Source organism: Pseudonocardia sp. CA-107938, from assembly GCF_050936315.1.
Taxonomy (GTDB): Bacteria; Actinomycetota; Actinomycetes; order Mycobacteriales; family Pseudonocardiaceae; genus Pseudonocardia.
Window position 1 is genome coordinate 5,449,921 of sequence record NZ_JBNJNA010000001.1, and the last position, 16,115, is coordinate 5,466,035.

The 16,115-nt window shown below is 72.9% G+C and carries 17 protein-coding genes; 15 read left to right on the forward strand and 2 right to left on the reverse strand.

The window, feature by feature from the left end; all coding sequences use genetic code 11:
- Nucleotides 1-10: 10 nt before the first annotated feature.
- Entirely contained in the window at nt 11-277 is a 267-nt protein-coding gene (gene tatA / locus ACQEVB_RS26905; protein WP_432976741.1) for a Sec-independent protein translocase subunit TatA, read from the forward strand.
- A gap of 66 nt (nt 278-343) precedes the next feature.
- A complete protein-coding gene (gene tatC / locus ACQEVB_RS26910) occupies nt 344-1,246 on the forward strand; it encodes a twin-arginine translocase subunit TatC (RefSeq protein WP_432980600.1) in 903 nt (300 codons plus the stop codon).
- Nucleotides 1,247-1,253: 7 nt separating this feature from the next.
- On the opposite strand, the gene ACQEVB_RS26915 is transcribed toward tatC, so the two are convergent.
- Entirely contained in the window at nt 1,254-1,400 is a 147-nt protein-coding gene (locus tag ACQEVB_RS26915; RefSeq protein ID WP_432976744.1) for a hypothetical protein, read from the reverse strand.
- A 197-nt stretch (nt 1,401-1,597) separates the two neighbouring features.
- On the opposite strand from ACQEVB_RS26915, the gene ACQEVB_RS26920 reads away from it, so the two are divergent.
- The 7 genes from ACQEVB_RS26920 to nusB all read left to right on the forward strand — a co-directional run bounded on the left by ACQEVB_RS26920 (nt 1,598) and on the right by nusB (nt 6,798).
- Nucleotides 1,598-2,107 (forward strand): N-acetyltransferase family protein, encoded by a 510-nt coding sequence (locus tag ACQEVB_RS26920; RefSeq protein ID WP_432976747.1) that lies wholly within the window; start codon nt 1,598-1,600, stop codon nt 2,105-2,107.
- A gap of 14 nt (nt 2,108-2,121) precedes the next feature.
- Complete coding sequence (locus ACQEVB_RS26925; RefSeq protein WP_432976750.1) at nt 2,122-2,772, forward strand: shikimate kinase; 651 nt, start codon at nt 2,122-2,124, stop codon at nt 2,770-2,772.
- Nucleotides 2,756-3,847: a 3-dehydroquinate synthase gene (gene aroB, locus ACQEVB_RS26930; RefSeq protein ID WP_432976753.1), complete on the forward strand. Its 1,092-nt coding sequence runs from the start codon at nt 2,756-2,758 to the stop codon at nt 3,845-3,847. The genes ACQEVB_RS26925 and aroB overlap by 17 nt, the downstream gene beginning before the upstream one ends.
- Nucleotides 3,844-4,278: a type II 3-dehydroquinate dehydratase gene (aroQ, locus tag ACQEVB_RS26935; protein ID WP_432976756.1), complete on the forward strand. Its 435-nt coding sequence runs from the start codon at nt 3,844-3,846 to the stop codon at nt 4,276-4,278. Before aroB ends, aroQ begins: the two co-directional genes overlap by 4 nt.
- Nucleotides 4,275-5,348 carry a M24 family metallopeptidase gene (locus ACQEVB_RS26940; RefSeq protein ID WP_432976759.1) on the forward strand — a complete coding sequence of 358 codons (1,074 nt, stop codon included), beginning with the start codon at nt 4,275-4,277 and terminating at the stop codon, nt 5,346-5,348. The genes aroQ and ACQEVB_RS26940 overlap by 4 nt, the downstream gene beginning before the upstream one ends.
- A 440-nt stretch (nt 5,349-5,788) precedes the next feature.
- The gene (efp, locus tag ACQEVB_RS26945; protein ID WP_432976762.1) at nt 5,789-6,352 is read left to right on the forward strand and encodes an elongation factor P; all 564 of its coding nucleotides are present in this window, start codon (nt 5,789-5,791) and stop codon (nt 6,350-6,352) included.
- 26 nt (nt 6,353-6,378) lie between these two features.
- Entirely contained in the window at nt 6,379-6,798 is a 420-nt protein-coding gene (gene nusB / locus ACQEVB_RS26950; RefSeq protein WP_432980603.1) for a transcription antitermination factor NusB, read from the forward strand.
- A gap of 93 nt (nt 6,799-6,891) precedes the next feature.
- Here nusB and bldD read toward each other — a convergent pair whose 3' ends face one another.
- The gene (gene bldD / locus ACQEVB_RS26955) at nt 6,892-7,374 is read right to left on the reverse strand and encodes a transcriptional regulator BldD (protein WP_432976765.1); all 483 of its coding nucleotides are present in this window, start codon (nt 7,372-7,374) and stop codon (nt 6,892-6,894) included.
- 450 nt (nt 7,375-7,824) lie between these two features.
- On the opposite strand from bldD, the gene pyrR reads away from it, so the two are divergent.
- From pyrR to pyrF, 6 genes are read left to right on the forward strand one after another with little or no spacing between them, the layout of a single operon-like run.
- Complete coding sequence (gene pyrR / locus ACQEVB_RS26960) at nt 7,825-8,430, forward strand: bifunctional pyr operon transcriptional regulator/uracil phosphoribosyltransferase PyrR (RefSeq protein WP_432976768.1); 606 nt, start codon at nt 7,825-7,827, stop codon at nt 8,428-8,430.
- On the forward strand, nt 8,427-9,371 hold the full coding sequence (locus tag ACQEVB_RS26965) for an aspartate carbamoyltransferase catalytic subunit (RefSeq protein WP_432976771.1): 945 nt from the start codon (nt 8,427-8,429) through the stop codon (nt 9,369-9,371). Before pyrR ends, ACQEVB_RS26965 begins: the two co-directional genes overlap by 4 nt.
- A complete protein-coding gene (locus ACQEVB_RS26970) occupies nt 9,368-10,654 on the forward strand; it encodes a dihydroorotase (RefSeq protein ID WP_432976774.1) in 1,287 nt (428 codons plus the stop codon). Before ACQEVB_RS26965 ends, ACQEVB_RS26970 begins: the two co-directional genes overlap by 4 nt.
- On the forward strand, nt 10,651-11,760 hold the full coding sequence (carA, locus tag ACQEVB_RS26975) for a glutamine-hydrolyzing carbamoyl-phosphate synthase small subunit (protein ID WP_432976777.1): 1,110 nt from the start codon (nt 10,651-10,653) through the stop codon (nt 11,758-11,760). Before ACQEVB_RS26970 ends, carA begins: the two co-directional genes overlap by 4 nt.
- Nucleotides 11,760-15,059: a carbamoyl-phosphate synthase large subunit gene (gene carB / locus ACQEVB_RS26980; protein WP_432976780.1), complete on the forward strand. Its 3,300-nt coding sequence runs from the start codon at nt 11,760-11,762 to the stop codon at nt 15,057-15,059. Before carA ends, carB begins: the two co-directional genes overlap by 1 nt.
- Complete coding sequence (gene pyrF, locus ACQEVB_RS26985) at nt 15,056-15,886, forward strand: orotidine-5'-phosphate decarboxylase (protein WP_432976783.1); 831 nt, start codon at nt 15,056-15,058, stop codon at nt 15,884-15,886. Before carB ends, pyrF begins: the two co-directional genes overlap by 4 nt.
- The last annotated feature ends 229 nt before the right edge of the window (nt 15,887-16,115 follow it).

Genomic DNA, 16,115 nt, shown 5'->3' on the forward strand with positions numbered 1-16,115 from the left:
GAACCGGCGCATGAACCTCGGTGGCTGGGAGATCGTGATCATCCTGGGCGTCCTCGTCCTCCTGTTCGGGGCGAAGCGGCTGCCTGACATGGCCCGCTCGATCGGACAGTCGGCACGGGTGCTCAAGGGCGAGATGAAGGGCCTCAAGAGCGACGACGCGGAGAAGACCGAGGCCGCATCGCCTGCCGTGAAGGCCGAGCCGACGCCGTTGCCGCCCACCACGCCGGCCAAGGCGGCCGAGCCCGCGCCGGAGCAGCAGACCCGTTCCGGGCAGTAACGTCCGGCGGTGAGCAGGTTCTCCCTGAGTCGGGGCGGCTCCCGCCGCGAGAATCCCGACGGCACGATGCCGCTCGTCGAGCACCTGTACGAGCTGCGCAACCGGCTCGCGGTCGCGATGCTCGCGATCTTCGTCACCACGGTCGTCGGCTACATCTGGTTCGACGTGGGGTTCTTCGGCGGGCCGAGTCTCGGCGCGATCCTGAAGGAGCCGTACTGCGCGGTGCCCACGCGGGTGCAGCTCACGACGGACGGATCCTGCACGCTGCTCGGCGTCGGTCCGTTCGACCAGTTCGCGCTGCGTCTGAAGGTCGGGGCCACGGCCGGCGTCGTGCTGGCCTGTCCGGTGTGGCTGTACCAGATCTGGGCCTTCATCACGCCCGGCCTGTACGCGAAGGAGCGCAAGTACGCGTTGACCTTCGTGTCGTGCGCGGCGGTGCTGTTCGTGTGCGGCGCGGTGCTCGCCTACTTCGTGGTGTCGCAGGGCCTCGCGTTCCTGCTCTCCATCGGTTCCGAGGTGCAGACGACCGCGCTCTCGGGTGACCTGTACTTCTCCTTCGTCATCGCGCTGCTGCTCATCTTCGGGGTGAGCTTCGAGCTGCCGCTGCTCGTGGTGATGCTCAACCAGGTCGGCGTCCTGACCTACGAGAAGCTGAAGGCGTGGCGGCGCGGCCTGATCTTCGGACTGTTCGTTTTCGCCGCGATCGCGACGCCGGGCCAGGACCCGATCTCGATGGTCGCGCTCGCACTGGCGCTCACGCTGCTGTTCGAGCTCGCCATCCAGATCGCCCGGGTCTCCGACGCACGGAAGGCGCGCAAGCGCGCCGACGAGGGCTGGGACAGCTGGGACCCGGACGCCCCGTCGCCGATCGACACGAGCCCGAGCATGCTCGACACCACGCCCAGCGTTATCGAGCCGCCGAAGCCCGTCGAGCAGGGCGTGGACCGACGGATCGACGACGTCACCTGACGAGTGGTCAGCGGCCGCGCCGCGGCCGCGGGATGTCGGGCACCGCCGGCGCGCGGTCGGGCACGTGCACCTCGACGGCCTCGGGCGCGTCGAGCTCGTCCGGGTCGACGGCGCGGCGGGCGGTGCGCTGCCGGGGGAGGTCGGTGGGCCGCATGACACGCCGGCGCGCCGCGGGGGGTTCGCTCGCGTCCACCAGAAACTCCGATCGTGGGAACTTGCCGTAACCGGTAGGTCACGTTCCGACGTCATTGCCGCGCGGCAACCATAACCGATCGCCGGAACGGCTGGTCAGCGGCCTGGAACTACACGCTGGGTATTCACCCGTCCGGGGCGGTGCCGTACGGTCCGGCCGTGCCCGGATCCGACGGCCTGCGCATCCGCCCCTTCGTCGACGCCGACTGGTCGCAGGTGTGGCCGATCGTCGACGCGGTGGTGCGGGCAGGCGACACGTTCACCTACGACCCGACCATGACCGAGGAGCAGGCCCGCGCCACCTGGATCGAGCCGCCGCCCGGGATCACCGTCGTCGCCGAGGACGCGGACGGCCGCATCCTCGGCACGGCGAAGACCGGGCCGAACAAGCCCGGCCCGGGCGCCCACGTCGCCACGGCCAGCTTCATGGTCGCGGCCGACGCGCGGGGCCGTGGCGTCGGCGCGGCGCTCGTCCGGGACGCGCTCGACCGGGCGCGCGCGGGCGGGTTCGCCGGGATGCAGTTCAACGCCGTCGCCGCCAGCAACACCGGTGCCGTGGCGCTGTACGAGCGGCTCGGCTTCAGGATCATCGGCACGGTGCCCGGCGGGTTCGAACACCCCGAGCTCGGCCGCGTCGGGCTGCACGTGATGTACCGGGATCTGCCCTGACTATCCTTCCCTCGGTGAGCTCAGCAGATCGCCGACCGACGCTGGTGGTCGTCGGCCCGCCCGGCGCCGGCAAGACGACGGTGGGCCGCGTGCTGGCTCGCCGGCTCGGTGTTCCCTTCACCGACACCGACGACCTGCTGGTGGCGCGGGCAGGGAAGGCCATCGCGGACATGTTCGTCGAGGACGGCGAGCCCGCGTTCCGCGCGCTAGAGCGAGCGGTCGTCGCGGAGGCGCTGACCAGCACCGGCGGTGTGCTCGCGCTCGGCGGGGGTGCCGTGCTGGCCGCGGAGACGCGCGAGCTGCTGCGCGGGCACCGGGTGGTGTCGCTGACCGTCGGGCTGTCCGACGGTGTGCGCCGCACCGGCATGTCCTCGGCGCGGCCGCTGCTGTCCGGGGTCAACCCGCGCGCGACGTTCAAGGCCCTGCTCGACGCGCGGGCGCCGCTGTACCGCGAGGTCGCGACCGTCGAGGTCGACACCGTCAGGCGCAGCCCGAACCAGGTGGCGCGGGCCGTGCTGGAGGCGATCGGCGCGGTCTCGCCGGACGACCCGCCCGATCCCGTCGACCCGGACGACCCGTTCGACGTGGTCACGCCCGACGACCTGCCGCTGCTGCCGGAGCCGACGCTCGGTCTTCTAGGCTCGAACCGTGAACGCCCCAGGTGATCCGGCCCGGATCGACGTCGCGACCGCCCAGCCGTACCCGGTCCTGATCGGGCGCGGCGTGCGCGACCGGCTCGCCGCCACCGTCGCCGAGCTCGGTGCGCGAGCTGCGCTGGTGGTGCACCAGGCGGCGGTGGCGGGCATCGCCGAGGAGGCGCGGGCGGCGCTGGAGGCCGTCGGCATCGACGCCCGCCGCGTCGAGATCCCCGACGCCGAGGCCGGCAAGGAGATCGGGGTTGCAGCGTTCTGCTGGGAGGTGTGCGGCCAGATCCCACTGAGCCGCAGCGACGTGATCGTGTCCGTCGGTGGCGGCGCGGCCACCGACCTGGCGGGCTTCGTGGCCGCGACCTGGATGCGGGGCATCCGGGTGGTGCACGTGCCGACCACCCTGCTGGGGATGGTCGACGCGGCCGTCGGCGGCAAGACCGGCATCAACACCGCGTCCGGGAAGAACCTGGTGGGGGCGTTCCACGAGCCGTCGGCCGTGCTGGTGGACCTGGCGACGCTCGACGACCTGCCGCCGGCCGAGCTGGTGGCTGGGAGCGCGGAGATCCTCAAGACGGGGTTCATCGCCGACCCGCAGATCCTCACCCTGACCGAGGCCGACCCGGCGGCGGCGCTCGATCCGCGCGGGCCGGTCCTGCCGGAGCTGGTGCGGCGCTCGATCCAGGTGAAGGCCGACGTCGTGGCCGCCGATCTGCGCGAGTCGGACCTGCGGGAGATCCTCAACTACGGCCACACGCTGGGGCACGCCATCGAGCGGCGCGAGAAGTACACGTGGCGCCACGGCGCCGCCGTCAGCGTCGGGCTCGTGTTCGCCGCGGAGCTGGCCCGGAAGGCCGGCCGGCTCGACGACGCCACCGCCGACCGGCACCGCACCGTGCTGGAGGCGGTGGGGCTGCCCATCACCTACGCGGCCGACGCGCTGCCCGAGCTGGTGGAGACCATGCGCGGCGACAAGAAGAGCCGGGCCGGCACGCTGCGCTTCGTCGTGCTCGACGGGCTGGCGAAGCCCGGCCGGCTGGAGGGCCCGGACCCGGCGCTGTTGGAGCGCGCGTACGCGGCGGTGGCATCGTGAGTCGCGTGCTGGTCCTCAACGGGCCCAACCTGGGGCGCCTCGGCACCCGCGAGCCCGCCGTGTACGGCGCCACCACCTACGCCGGCCTGGTCGAGCTCTGCGAGCGGACGGGCAAGGAGCTCGGCCTCGCCGTCGAGGTGCGGCAGACCGACCACGAGGGCGAGATGCTCGGCTGGGTGCACGAGGCGGCCGACGCAGCGGTGCCGGTGGTGCTGAACGGCGCCGGTTGGACGCACACGTCGGTGGCGCTGCGCGACGCGTGCGCCCAGCTGCGGGCGCCGCTGGTCGAGGTGCACATCTCGAACGTGCACGCGCGCGAGGAGTTCCGGCACCACTCGTACCTGTCGGCGGTGGCCAGCGGCGTGATCGTCGGCCTGGGCGTGGACGGGTACGCGCTGGCGCTGCGGTGGATCGCCGGGCAGCAGGCGTGACGGCCCGGATCGCGGCCCTGCAGGCGCTGCTGCCGGCAGCGGACGTCGATGCGCTGCTCGTGACCGACCTGGTCAACGTGGCGTACCTGAGCGGGTTCACCGGCTCGAACGCCGCGCTCGCCGTGCCGGTGGAGGGCGATCCGGTCCTCGTGACGGACGCCCGCTACACCGAACGGGCCGCCGCCGAGGCGCCCGGTTTCGAGATCGTGGTGGACCGGGCGGCCGGTGCGGCGGCGGCTCGCACCGCGGCGGCGCGGGGTGCGCGGCGGCTCGGCTACGAGTCCGCACACGTCTCCGTCGACGAGCACGGGGTGCTCGTGGCGGCGGCCGGGTCGGCCGGGCTGCGGCGCGCGTCCGGCCTGGTCGAGCAGCTGCGCGCGGTGAAGGACGACGCCGAGATCGCGGCGCTGCGCACGGCCTGCGCGGTGGCCGACGCCGCGCTGACCGACCTGCTGGCCGCCGGTGGGCTGGCTGCCGGCCGCACCGAGCGGGAGATCGCCCGCGACCTGGAGGACCGGATGCGCGACCACGGCGCGCCCGGCCCGTCGTTCGACTCGATCATCGCCGCCGGCCCGCACGCCGCGATCCCGCACCACTCGCCGACCGACACCCCGCTGCAGCGCGGCGACCTGGTGATCGTCGACTTCGGGGCGCTGGCCGGCGGCTACCACTCGGACGCGACGCGCACGTTCGTCGTCGGCCCGGCGGCGGAGTGGCAGCGCGAGATCCACGCGGTCGTCGCCGAGGGGCAGCGGCTCGGCCGGGCAGCGCTGCGGCCCGGTGCCACCTCGGCCGAGGTCGACGGGGCGGCACGCGACTCGATCGCCGGCGCCGGCTACGGCGAGGCGTTTTCGCACGGCCTCGGGCACGGCATCGGCCTGCAGATCCACGAGGCGCCATGGATCATGCCGAAGGGCAGCGCCGAGCTTGCGGCCGGCATGGCCGTCACCGTCGAGCCGGGGGTCTACCTGCCCGGCCGCGGCGGGGTGCGGATCGAGGACAGCCTCGTCGTGCGGGACGGGGAGCCGGAGCTGCTGACCCTGCTGCCGCGGGAGCTCGTGGAGGTCTGATCAGCGCGGCATGAACGCCGCGAGTTCGCTCATCAGCTGGTCCGGGGTGAGCGGCAGGAGCGTGGTCGCGATGGCGACCGGTCCCGTCGCGCGCACGGCCCCCGATCGCGACCGGTCGGATGGTGCCGAGTGTGACCGTCCATGTCGACCCGGCGAGGAAGGCCGCGAGGCCGACGGCCAGCAGCACGTGGCGGCCGCCGCTCGGGTGGACGGCGACCGACGGGTCGGGATCGCCTGTGCGCACGACGAGATCCGCTGCGCGATCGAACCGTACGGCGCCGCCGCGTGGCCGGTCGTCGCAGGCCGGGCAGCCGATCCGGCCCGAAGCGCGCCAGGTAGGCTGGAGGACCGACGACGGCCCTGTCGCCGTCCACTCGCCCCTGGCGCCCGGCCCGTTCGGGCCGCGCCGCGCCGCCCATCGATGCAGGAGACATCCACACGTGGCCTCCACGAACGACCTGAAGAACGGCTTGGTCCTCAACATCGACGGCCAGCTGTGGTCGGTCACCGCCTTCCAGCACGTCAAGCCCGGCAAGGGCGGCGCGTTCGTCCGCACGACGCTCAAGAACGTGCTCACCGGGAAGGTCGTCGACAAGACCTTCAACGCCGGCACCAAGGTCGACACCGCGACCGTCGACCGGCGCGACATGACCTACCTGTACCGCGACGGCGACGACTTCGTCTTCATGGACGGCGACACGTACGACCAGATCCCGATCCCCGTCGAGACGGTGGGCGACGCCGCCGGGTACCTCCTGGAGAACCAGGTCGCGATGGTGGCCCTGCACGACGGCACCCCGCTGTACGTGGAGCTGCCGGCGTCGGTGGAGCTCGTCATCGCGCACACCGACCCCGGCCTGCAGGGCGACCGCTCCACCGGCGGCACCAAGCCCGCCACGCTGGAGACGGGCGCGGAGATCCAGGTGCCGCTGTTCCTGTCCACCGGCGAGAAGGTCAAGGTCGACACCCGCGACGGGCGCTACCTGGGCCGCGTCTCCAGCTGATGACCGCTCCCCGTCCACCGCGTCCGCTGCGGGCCCGCACGAAGGCCCGCAAGCGGGCGCTGGACATCCTGTTCGAGTCGGAGGCCCGCGGGGACGACCCGCTGGAGGTGCTCGCGCACCGCAAGGCCACCGACGACGCGCCGCCCGTCTCCGACTACGCCGCCGTGCTCGTCGAGGGCGTGGTCGCGCACAAGGAACGGATCGACCAGCTGCTCGCCGAGCACGCCGAGGGCTGGACGGTCGCACGGATGCCCGCCGTCGACCGCACGTTGCTGCGGATCGGCGTGTGGGAGCTGCTGTGGGCCGACGACATCGACGACCCCGTCGCGATCACGGAGGCCGTCGAGCTGGCGCGCACGCTGTCCACCGACGACAGTCCACGCTTCCTCAACGGGGTGCTCGGCCGCATCGCCGACATCGCCGACCACCTGCGCGCCACCCGCTGACGCGCACACCCTCGACGTACACCGAAAGGGCCCTCCCGGCGGGAGGGCCCTTTCGACGTGCTGGACCGGCAGCCTTCCCCAGCTGCCGGGCCGTCACTGCGCCGGACGTGCCTCCGGCGGCAGCACACCCCAGCTGATGAGCTGGTCGGTGAGCTCGCCGGGCGTCATGTCGTAGATGATCGACAGCGAGCGGAGGTCCTCGGAGCGGATGGAGAGGACCTTGCCGTTGTAGTCGCCGCGCTGGCTCTGGATCGCGGCGGCGTAGCGGGCGAGCGGGCCCACCTTGTCGGCCGGGAGCTGCTGCAGCCGCTCCAGGTTGATGACGATCTTCGTGGCCGGCTCGGAGCCGGAGGGGATGCGCCCCTCGGGCAGGAGCTCGGCCACCGGGACGCCGTAGAAGTCGGCCAGCTCGGCCAGCTTCTGCACGGTGACGGCGCGGTCGCCCCGCTCGTAGGAGCCCACGACGACCGCCTTCCAGCGGCCACCGGACTTCTGCTCGACGCCGTGCAGCGACAGTCCCTGCTGCTGCCGGATGGCGCGGAGCTTGCCGCCGAGCGCCTTGGCGTAGTCGCCCATGGTGGCGACCTCCTCACTTGCAATCTGTCGTCGGCCGCGGGACCGACGGGTCGTGACGGTGGGTACGGGGCGGGCTCTGTGGACTGGGATGTGCGTCGGGGGAGCGCCGCACCGGTCTGCAGTCCGTGGTGGTGCCCCCCGCAGTCCGCGGCCACCCAGGATGCAGTCGATCAATACGGAGAGTAATCATGCGCTTGCGGGGGCGATCGGTCAAGTTCGTCAGCCCCCGATCGGGGTAGACACGCCCGAGATCACTCGAACGGCTGATCGACACCGGCCCCCCTGGCGTCATCGCGATCTCGCCCCATGGCTGCATCGTGTCAGCCCGCTGTTCGGACGCGCGCGGGTGGGTGTCCTCACGTGCTGCGTTGCTCGTACGAAACCGCTGATACGGTCGGCGCGACCGGTTCCTTTAAGACCCGTCCGGTGAGGCGGGGAAGGAGACAACTCGTGGCGGACGACCGTCGCGGGGACCCGGCAGGCGCAGCGACAGGGCCGGACTCGTCCGTCCGTGAGCTGCTCAGCGCTGCCGACGTCACCCGCACCATCGCGCGGATCGCGCACCAGATCATCGAGAAGATCGCCGCTCCCGACGGCGGGCTCGGTCACACCGTGTTGATCGGCATCCCGACCCGCGGCGCCACGTTGGCCCAGCGGCTCGGCGCCGCCATCGCCGAGTTCTCCGGCACCGCGCTGCCCGTCGGCTCGGTCGACGCCACCCTCTACCGCGACGACCTGCGCCGCGGCCCGGCCCGCCCGCTGGGCGCCACCGACGTGCCGGAGGGCGGGCTCGACGACGCGCTGGTCGTCCTGGTCGACGACGTGCTGATGTCCGGCCGCACCGTGCGCGCGGCCCTCGACGCGCTGGCCGAGCACGGCCGGCCGCGCGCGGTGCAGCTGGCGGTGCTGGTCGACCGCGGGCACCGGGAGCTGCCGATCCGCGCCGACTACGTCGGCAAGAACGTGCCGACGGCCCGGGACGAGCAGATCCTCGTCCGGTTCGCCGAGATCGACGGCACCGACGGGGTGGCGCTCGCGAAGGCGGGTGCGGAGTGAAGCACCTGCTGTCGGTCACCGACCTCGACGCCGCCGCCGCGACGGGCCTGCTCGACACCGCCGACCGGCTCAAGCAGGCGCTGCTGGGCCGCGAGGTGCGCAAGCTGCCGACGCTGCGCGGCCGCACCGTCATCACGATGTTCTACGAGGACTCCACCCGCACGCGCGTGTCGTTCGAGATCGCGGGCAAGTGGATGAGCGCCGACACCGTCAACGTCAGCGCGAAGGGGTCGTCGGTGTCGAAAGGCGAGTCCCTGCGCGACACGTCGTTGACGCTGTCGGCGATGGGCGCCGACTGCGTGATCGTCCGGCACCCCGCCTCGGGCGCCGCGCACCGGATCGCCGGCTGGGCCGACCGCGACCGCGAGACCACCGGCACCCACACCTCGGTCGTCAACGCCGGCGACGGCACCCACGAGCACCCCACCCAGGCCCTGCTCGACGCCGCGACCCTGCGCGAGCGGCTGGGCGGCATCGCCGGACGGCGCATCGGCATCGTCGGCGACGTGCTGCACAGCCGAGTCGCCCGCTCCAACGTGTTCCTGCTGGCCACGTTGGGCGCCGAGGTGGTGCTGATCGCTCCGCCGACGCTGCTGCCGGTCGGCGTCGCGGAGTGGCCCTGCCGGGTCTCTTCGGTCCTCGACGCCGAGCTGCCCACCCTGGACGCGGTGATGATGCTGCGTGTGCAGGCCGAGCGCATGCACGGCTCGTTCTTCCCCTCCGCGCGGGAGTACGCGATCGGGTTCGGCCTCTCGGCTGATCGGGCCGCGCTGCTGCCCGAACACGCGATCGTCATGCACCCCGGGCCGATGGTGCGCGGCATGGAGATCGCGCCCAGCGTGGCCGACGCGCCGTCGGCGGCGATCCTCGGCCAGGTCCGCAACGGCGTGCACGTGCGGATGGCCGTCCTGTACCACCTGCTTGCCGGAGCCACCGCATGAGCCTGTTGATCCGCAACGCCCACCCGTACGGGGAGGACGCCGTCGACCTGCTGGTCGAGGACGGCGTCATCACCGCGATCGGCGCCGACCTCTCGGGCCCCGACGGCACCGACGTCCTCGACGCCGAGGGCCAGGTCCTGCTGCCCGGCTTCGTCGACCTGCACACGCACCTGCGCGAACCCGGCGGCGAGGAGTCCGAGACCATCGCGACCGGCTCGGCGGCGGCCGCGCTGGGCGGCTACACCGCGGTGTTCGCCATGCCCAACACCGATCCGGTCGCCGACAGCGAGGTCGTGGTCGAGCACGTGCGCCGGCGCGGCGCCGAGGTCGGGCTGGTCGACGTGCACCCGGTCGGTGCGGTGACCGTCGGGCTCGAGGGCGTGAAGATGGCCGAGCTGGGCACCATGGCCCGCAGCCGCGCCCAGGTGCGCATGTTCTCCGACGACGGCCGCTGCGTGCACGACCCCGTGATCATGCGGCGGGCACTGGAGTACGCGTCCGCCCTGGACGTCGTGATCGCGCAGCACGCGGAGGACCACCGGCTCACCGTCGGCGCGCAGGCGCACGAGGGCGTGGTCGCGTCCCGGCTAGGGCTGGCCGGCTGGCCGGCCACCGCCGAGGAGACGATCGTCGCCCGCGACTGCGCGCTGGCCCGCGAGGCGGGGGCGGCCCTGCACATCTGCCACGTGTCGTCGGCCCGCACGATCGACGTGCTGCGCGCGGCCAAGGCGCAGGGCGTGCGGGTATCGGCCGAGGTCACCCCGCACCACCTCCTGCTCACCGACGCGCGGCTGACCGGCTACGACCCCGTCAACAAGGTCAACCCGCCGCTGCGCACCGGTAGCGACACCGAGGCGATGCGGGCGGCGCTCGCCGAGGGCGTCATCGACGTGGTGGGTACCGACCACGCCCCGCACGCGGCGCAGTACAAGGACACCGAGTGGTCGGCCGCGAAGCCCGGGATGCTCGGGCTGCAGACCGCGCTCTCGGTCGTGGTGCACACGATGGTGGAGCCGGGGCTGCTCGACTGGCGCGGGGTGGCCAGGGTGATGTCCGAGCGGCCCGCCGAGATCGGGAACCTGCCTGACCACGGGCGGCCGATCGAGGAGGGCGAGCCCGCGAACCTCACGCTCGTCGATCCCGACGGGGTGTGGACGGTCCGCGGGGAGAAGCTCGCGAGCAGGGCGTCGAATACGCCCTTCGAAGGCATGCGGCTGCCGGCGACGGTGACCGCCACGATCCTGCGGGGTCGGATCACGGCACGGAACGGAGAGGTGACATGACCGCCGTCTTGGTACTGGAGGACGGGCGGATCTTCCGCGGTGAGGCCTACGGTGCCACCGGCACCGCGTTGGGCGAGGCCGTCTTCACGACCGGCATGACCGGCTACCAGGAGACGCTCACCGACCCCAGCTACCACGGCCAGATCGTGGTGCAGACCGCCCCGATGATCGGCAACACCGGCTGGAACGGCGAGGACGACGAGTCGCGCGGCATCCAGGTCGCCGGGTACGCGGTGCGCGACCCCGCGCGCCGACCGTCGAACTGGCGAGCCACCGGCAGCCTCGAGGACGCGCTGCGTGCGCAGGGCATCGTCGGGATCGCGGGCATCGACACCCGCGCGCTGGTGCGGCACCTGCGCGAGCAGGGCGCGATGCGCTCGGGCGTCTTCTCCGGCGCCGACCTGGCCGGCGACGCCGAGCTGGTCGCTCGGGTGCAGGCGAGCCCGCGGATGGAGGGCGCCGACCTGTACGGCGCCGTCACCACGAAGGAGCCCTACGTCGTCGCGGCGGCGGGGGAGAAGCGGTTCACCGTGGCCGCCCTCGACGTCGGCATCAAGTTCAACACCCCGCGGATGATGGCCGAGCGCGGCATCGAGACCCACGTGCTGCCGGCCGACTCGCCGTTCTCCGCGATCACCGACCTGCGCCCCGACGGCCTGTTCGTCGCCAACGGTCCGGGCGACCCGGCCACCGCCGACAAGCCGGTGGCGCTGGTGCGGCAGGCCCTCGAAGCCGACATCCCGGTGTTCGGCATCTGCTTCGGCAACCAGATCCTGGCCCGCGCGCTGGGCCGCGGCACGTACAAGATGCGGTACGGGCACCGCGGCATCAACATCCCGGTCGTCGAGCACGACACCGGCCGCGTGGCGATCACCTCGCAGAACCACGGCTTCGCCGTCGAGGGCGAGGCGGGGGAGGAGTGGGAGAGCCCGTACGGGCGCGCCCGCGTCACCCACACCTGCCCGAACGACGGCTGCGTCGAGGGCGTTGCCCTCGCGAGCGGGCGGGCGTTCAGCGTGCAGTACCACCCGGAGGCCGCGGCCGGCCCGCACGACGCGGCCCGCTTGTTCGACCAGTTCGCGCAGTTGATGGGGAGTGGTCGCTGATGCCGCGCCGCGAGGACATCCGGCACGTGATGGTGATCGGCTCCGGCCCGATCGTCATCGGTCAGGCGTGCGAGTTCGACTACTCCGGCACCCAGGCCTGCCGCGTGCTGCAGGCCGAGGGCATCCGGGTTTCCCTGGTGAACTCCAACCCGGCGACGATCATGACCGACCCGGAGTTCGCCGACGCCACCTACGTCGAGCCGATCACCCCGGAGTTCGTGGAGCAGGTGATCGCGGCGGAGCGCCCGGACGCCATCCTGGCCACGCTGGGCGGGCAGACCGCGCTCAACACCGCCGTCGCCCTGCACGAGCGCGGGGTGCTGGAGAAGTACGGCGTGGAGCTGATCGGCGCCGACGTCGACGCGATCCAGCGCGGCGAGGACCGGCTGAAGTTCAAGGAGATCGTGCTGTCGGTGGGCGGCGAGGTGCCGCGCAGCGCCGTCTGCCACTCGATGGACGAGGTCCGCGCCGCGGTCGCCGAGCTGGGGCTGCCGGTCGTGATCCGCCCGTCGTTCACGATGGGCGGGCTCGGCTCGGGCATGGCGCACACCGAGGCCGACCTGGAGCGGCTGGCCGGTGGCGGCCTCGCCGCGTCCCCGGTCACCGAGGTGCTGATCGAGGAGTCGGTGCTCGGCTGGAAGGAGTACGAGCTCGAGCTGATGCGGGACCACCACGACAACGTCGTGGTGGTCTGCTCCATCGAGAACCTCGACCCGATGGGCGTGCACACCGGTGACTCGATCACCGTCGCGCCGGCCATGACGCTCACCGACCGCGAGTACCAGCACATGCGCGACGTCGGCATCGCGGTGCTGCGGGCCGTGGGCGTCGACACCGGTGGCTGCAACATCCAGTTCGCGGTGAACCCGCGGACCGGCCGGCTGGTCGTCATCGAGATGAACCCGCGGGTGTCGCGCTCGTCAGCGCTGGCGTCGAAGGCCACCGGGTTCCCGATCGCGAAGATCGCCGCGAAACTGGCCGTCGGCTACACGCTCGACGAGATCCGCAACGACATCACCGGCGAGACGCCGGCCGCGTTCGAGCCGACGCTCGACTACGTGGTGGTGAAGATCCCGCGGTTCGCCTTCGAGAAGTTCCCCGGCGCCGACCCCGAGCTGACCACCACGATGAAGTCGGTCGGCGAGGCGATGGCACTGGGCCGCTCGTTCGGCGAGGCGTTCGGGAAGGCGCTGCGCTCGATGGAGACGACGGCGGGCGGGTTCTGGACCGCCCCCGATCCCGACGGCGACCCGGACGTGGCGTTCCCGACCGACGGGCGCATCTACGCCGTCGAGCGGGCGCTGCGCGGCGGCGCCTCCGTGGCGGACGTGGCGGCGCGCTCGGGGATCGACCCCTGGTTCGTCGACCAGATCGCCGCCTTCGTGGAGCTGCGCGCGAAGATCCTCGACGCGCCGGTGCTGGACGCCGCCCTGCTGCGCCGGGCCAAGCGCGCCGGGCTCTCCGACCGGCAGCTCGCCGCCCTGCGGCCGGAGTTCGCCGGCGAGGACGGCGTGCGCTCGCTCCGGCACCGGCTCGGCATCCGGCCCGTCTACAAGACGGTGGACACCTGCGCCGCGGAGTTCGCCGCGAAGACGCCGTACCACTACAGCGCCTACGAGACCGATCCCGCCGCCGAGTCGGAGATCGCCCCGCAGACCGACAAGCCGAAGGTGCTCATCCTCGGCTCCGGGCCGAACCGGATCGGGCAGGGCATCGAGTTCGACTACTCGTGCGTGCACGCGGTGATGGCGCTGCGCGAAGCCGGGTTCGAGACCGTCATGGTCAACTGCAACCCGGAGACCGTCTCCACCGACTACGACACCGCCGACCGCCTCTACTTCGAGCCGCTCACGTTCGAGGACGTGCTGGAGGTCGTGCACGCCGAGCAGGCCAGCGGCACCGTCGCGGGCGTGATCGTGCAGCTGGGCGGGCAGACCCCGCTCGGGCTGGCGCAGCGGCTCACGGAGGCCGGGGTGCCCGTCGTCGGCACGTCGGCGGCCGCGATCGACCTGGCCGAGGACCGCGGCGCGTTCGGCGAGGTGCTGCGCAAGGCCGGGCTGCCCGCACCCGACTACGGCATGGCCACCTCGTTCGACGAGGCGAAGGCGATCGCGGCGCGCATCGGCTACCCCGTCCTCGTCCGGCCCTCGTACGTGCTGGGCGGGCGCGGCATGGAGATCGTCTACGACGACGAGACGCTGGCCGGCTACATCTCCCGCGCCACCACGATCAGCGAGGACCGGCCGGTGCTCGTCGACCGGTTCCTCGACGACGCCGTCGAGATCGACGTGGACGCCCTGTGCGACGGCACCGAGGTGTACATCGGCGGCGTGATGGAGCACATCGAGGAGGCCGGGGTGCACTCCGGCGACTCGTCGTGCGCGCTGCCGCCGATCTCGCTGGGCCGCTCGGTGCTGGAGAACGTGCGCCGCTCCACGGAGGCGCTCGCGCACGGCATCGGGGTGCGCGGCCTGCTCAACGTGCAGTACGCGCTGCACGGCGACACCCTGTACGTGCTGGAGGCGAACCCGCGCGCGTCGCGCACCGTGCCGTTCGTGTCGAAGGCGACCGCGGTGCCGCTGGCCAAGGCGGCGGCCCGGATCGCGCTCGGCGCCACGATCGCCGAGCTGCGGGCCGAGGGCATGCTGCCGGCGGCCGGCGACGGCGGCGAGCTGCCCCCGGACGCGCCGGTGGCGGTGAAGGAGGCGGTGCTGCCGTTCCACCGCTTCCGCACCCGCGACGGCCAGGGCCTGGACTCGCTGCTCGGTCCGGAGATGAAGTCGACCGGCGAGGTGATGGGCTTCGACGCGTCGTTCGGGGCGGCGTTCGCGAAGTCGCAAGCCGCGGCCTACGGCTCGCTGCCGACGTCGGGACGGGTGTTCGTGTCGATCGCCGACCGCGACAAGCGGGCGATGATGTTCCCGGTGCTGCGGCTCGCCGACCTCGGGTTCGAGGTGCTCGCCACCGAGGGCACGGCCGAGGTGCTGCGCCGGCACGGCCTCGCGGTCACCGTGGTGCGCAAGCACTTCGAAGCAACGGCCGAGCAGCCGGACACGGTCCTCGACCGGATCCTGGCCGGCGACGTGGACCTCATCATCAACACCCCGTACGGCAACTCGGGGCCGCGCGTCGACGGCTACGAGATCCGGGCCGCCGCCGTGAACCGCGGGGTCCCGTGCATCACCACGGTGGCGGGTGCCGCCGCGGCCGTGCAGGGCATCGAGGCGATGAAGGCCGGACGGATCGGCGTGCGGTCGCTGCAGGACGCGCACGCCGCCCTGCGCAAGGCGCGCTCGTGAGTGCGTTCGGGGCGCGGCTGGCCGAGGTGGTGGCCGCGCACGGCACCCTGTGCGCGGGCATCGACCCGCACCCGGGGCTGCTGGCGGCGTGGGACCTCACCGACGACGCCGACGGCCTGGAGTCGTTCGCCGCGGCCTGCGTGGAGGCGTTCGCCGGACACGTGGGCGTGGTGAAGCCGCAGTCGGCGTTCTTCGAGCGGCACGGCTCGGCCGGCATCGCCGTGCTCGAACAGCTCCTCGCCGCGTTCGCCGGGACGTCCACCCAGGTGATCCTCGACGTCAAGCGCGGCGACATCGGGACCACCATGGACGGCTACGCGGACGCCTACCTCGCGGAGAAGGCGCCGCTCGGCGCGGACGCGGTCACGCTCAGCCCGTACCTGGGGTTCGGGTCGCTCGCACCGGGTCTGACCGCGGCCGCGAAGGCCGGTCGCGGGGTGTTCGTGCTGGCCCGCACCTCCAACCCGGAGGGCGGGGAGGTCCAGCTCGCCACCGCCGACGGCCGCAGCGTCGCGCAGGCGGTCGTCGACGCCGCCGCCGAGCTCAACGCCGGACGCCCACCGCTCGGTGACGTCGGGGTCGTCGTGGGTGCCACGCACGACCACGGACTGGACCTGACCAGCCTGAACGGTCCGGTGCTCGCCCCTGGGCTGGGTGCGCAGGGCGCCGGCGCGGCCGACCTGGTGCGCCGGTTCGCGGGCCTGGACGGGCTCGTGCTGGGCGCCGCGTCGCGGTCGGTGCTGGCGGCCGGCCCCGAGCCGGCGGCCCTGCGCGCGGCCGCACTGCGCCTCCGCGACGAGCTGGCAGCCGCTCACCAGGGCGGATGATGCGCGCCGGGCGCCGCTCGTCGCCCCGACGAACGGTTGGCGACGAGCGGGCCGGCCGCCGTCCGAACCGTTGCACGGTCCAAGACATGCGGTGAACGGAGCGCGTCGCGGTCGATCGAACGGCGCTGTCGTGCTATCACCGTTATGGGTGAGCGGAAAGACAAACACACAGGTGGCACCCCGGTTCCGGGATCGGGTACGCGATGAGTACGTTCGGATCCCGTACCGC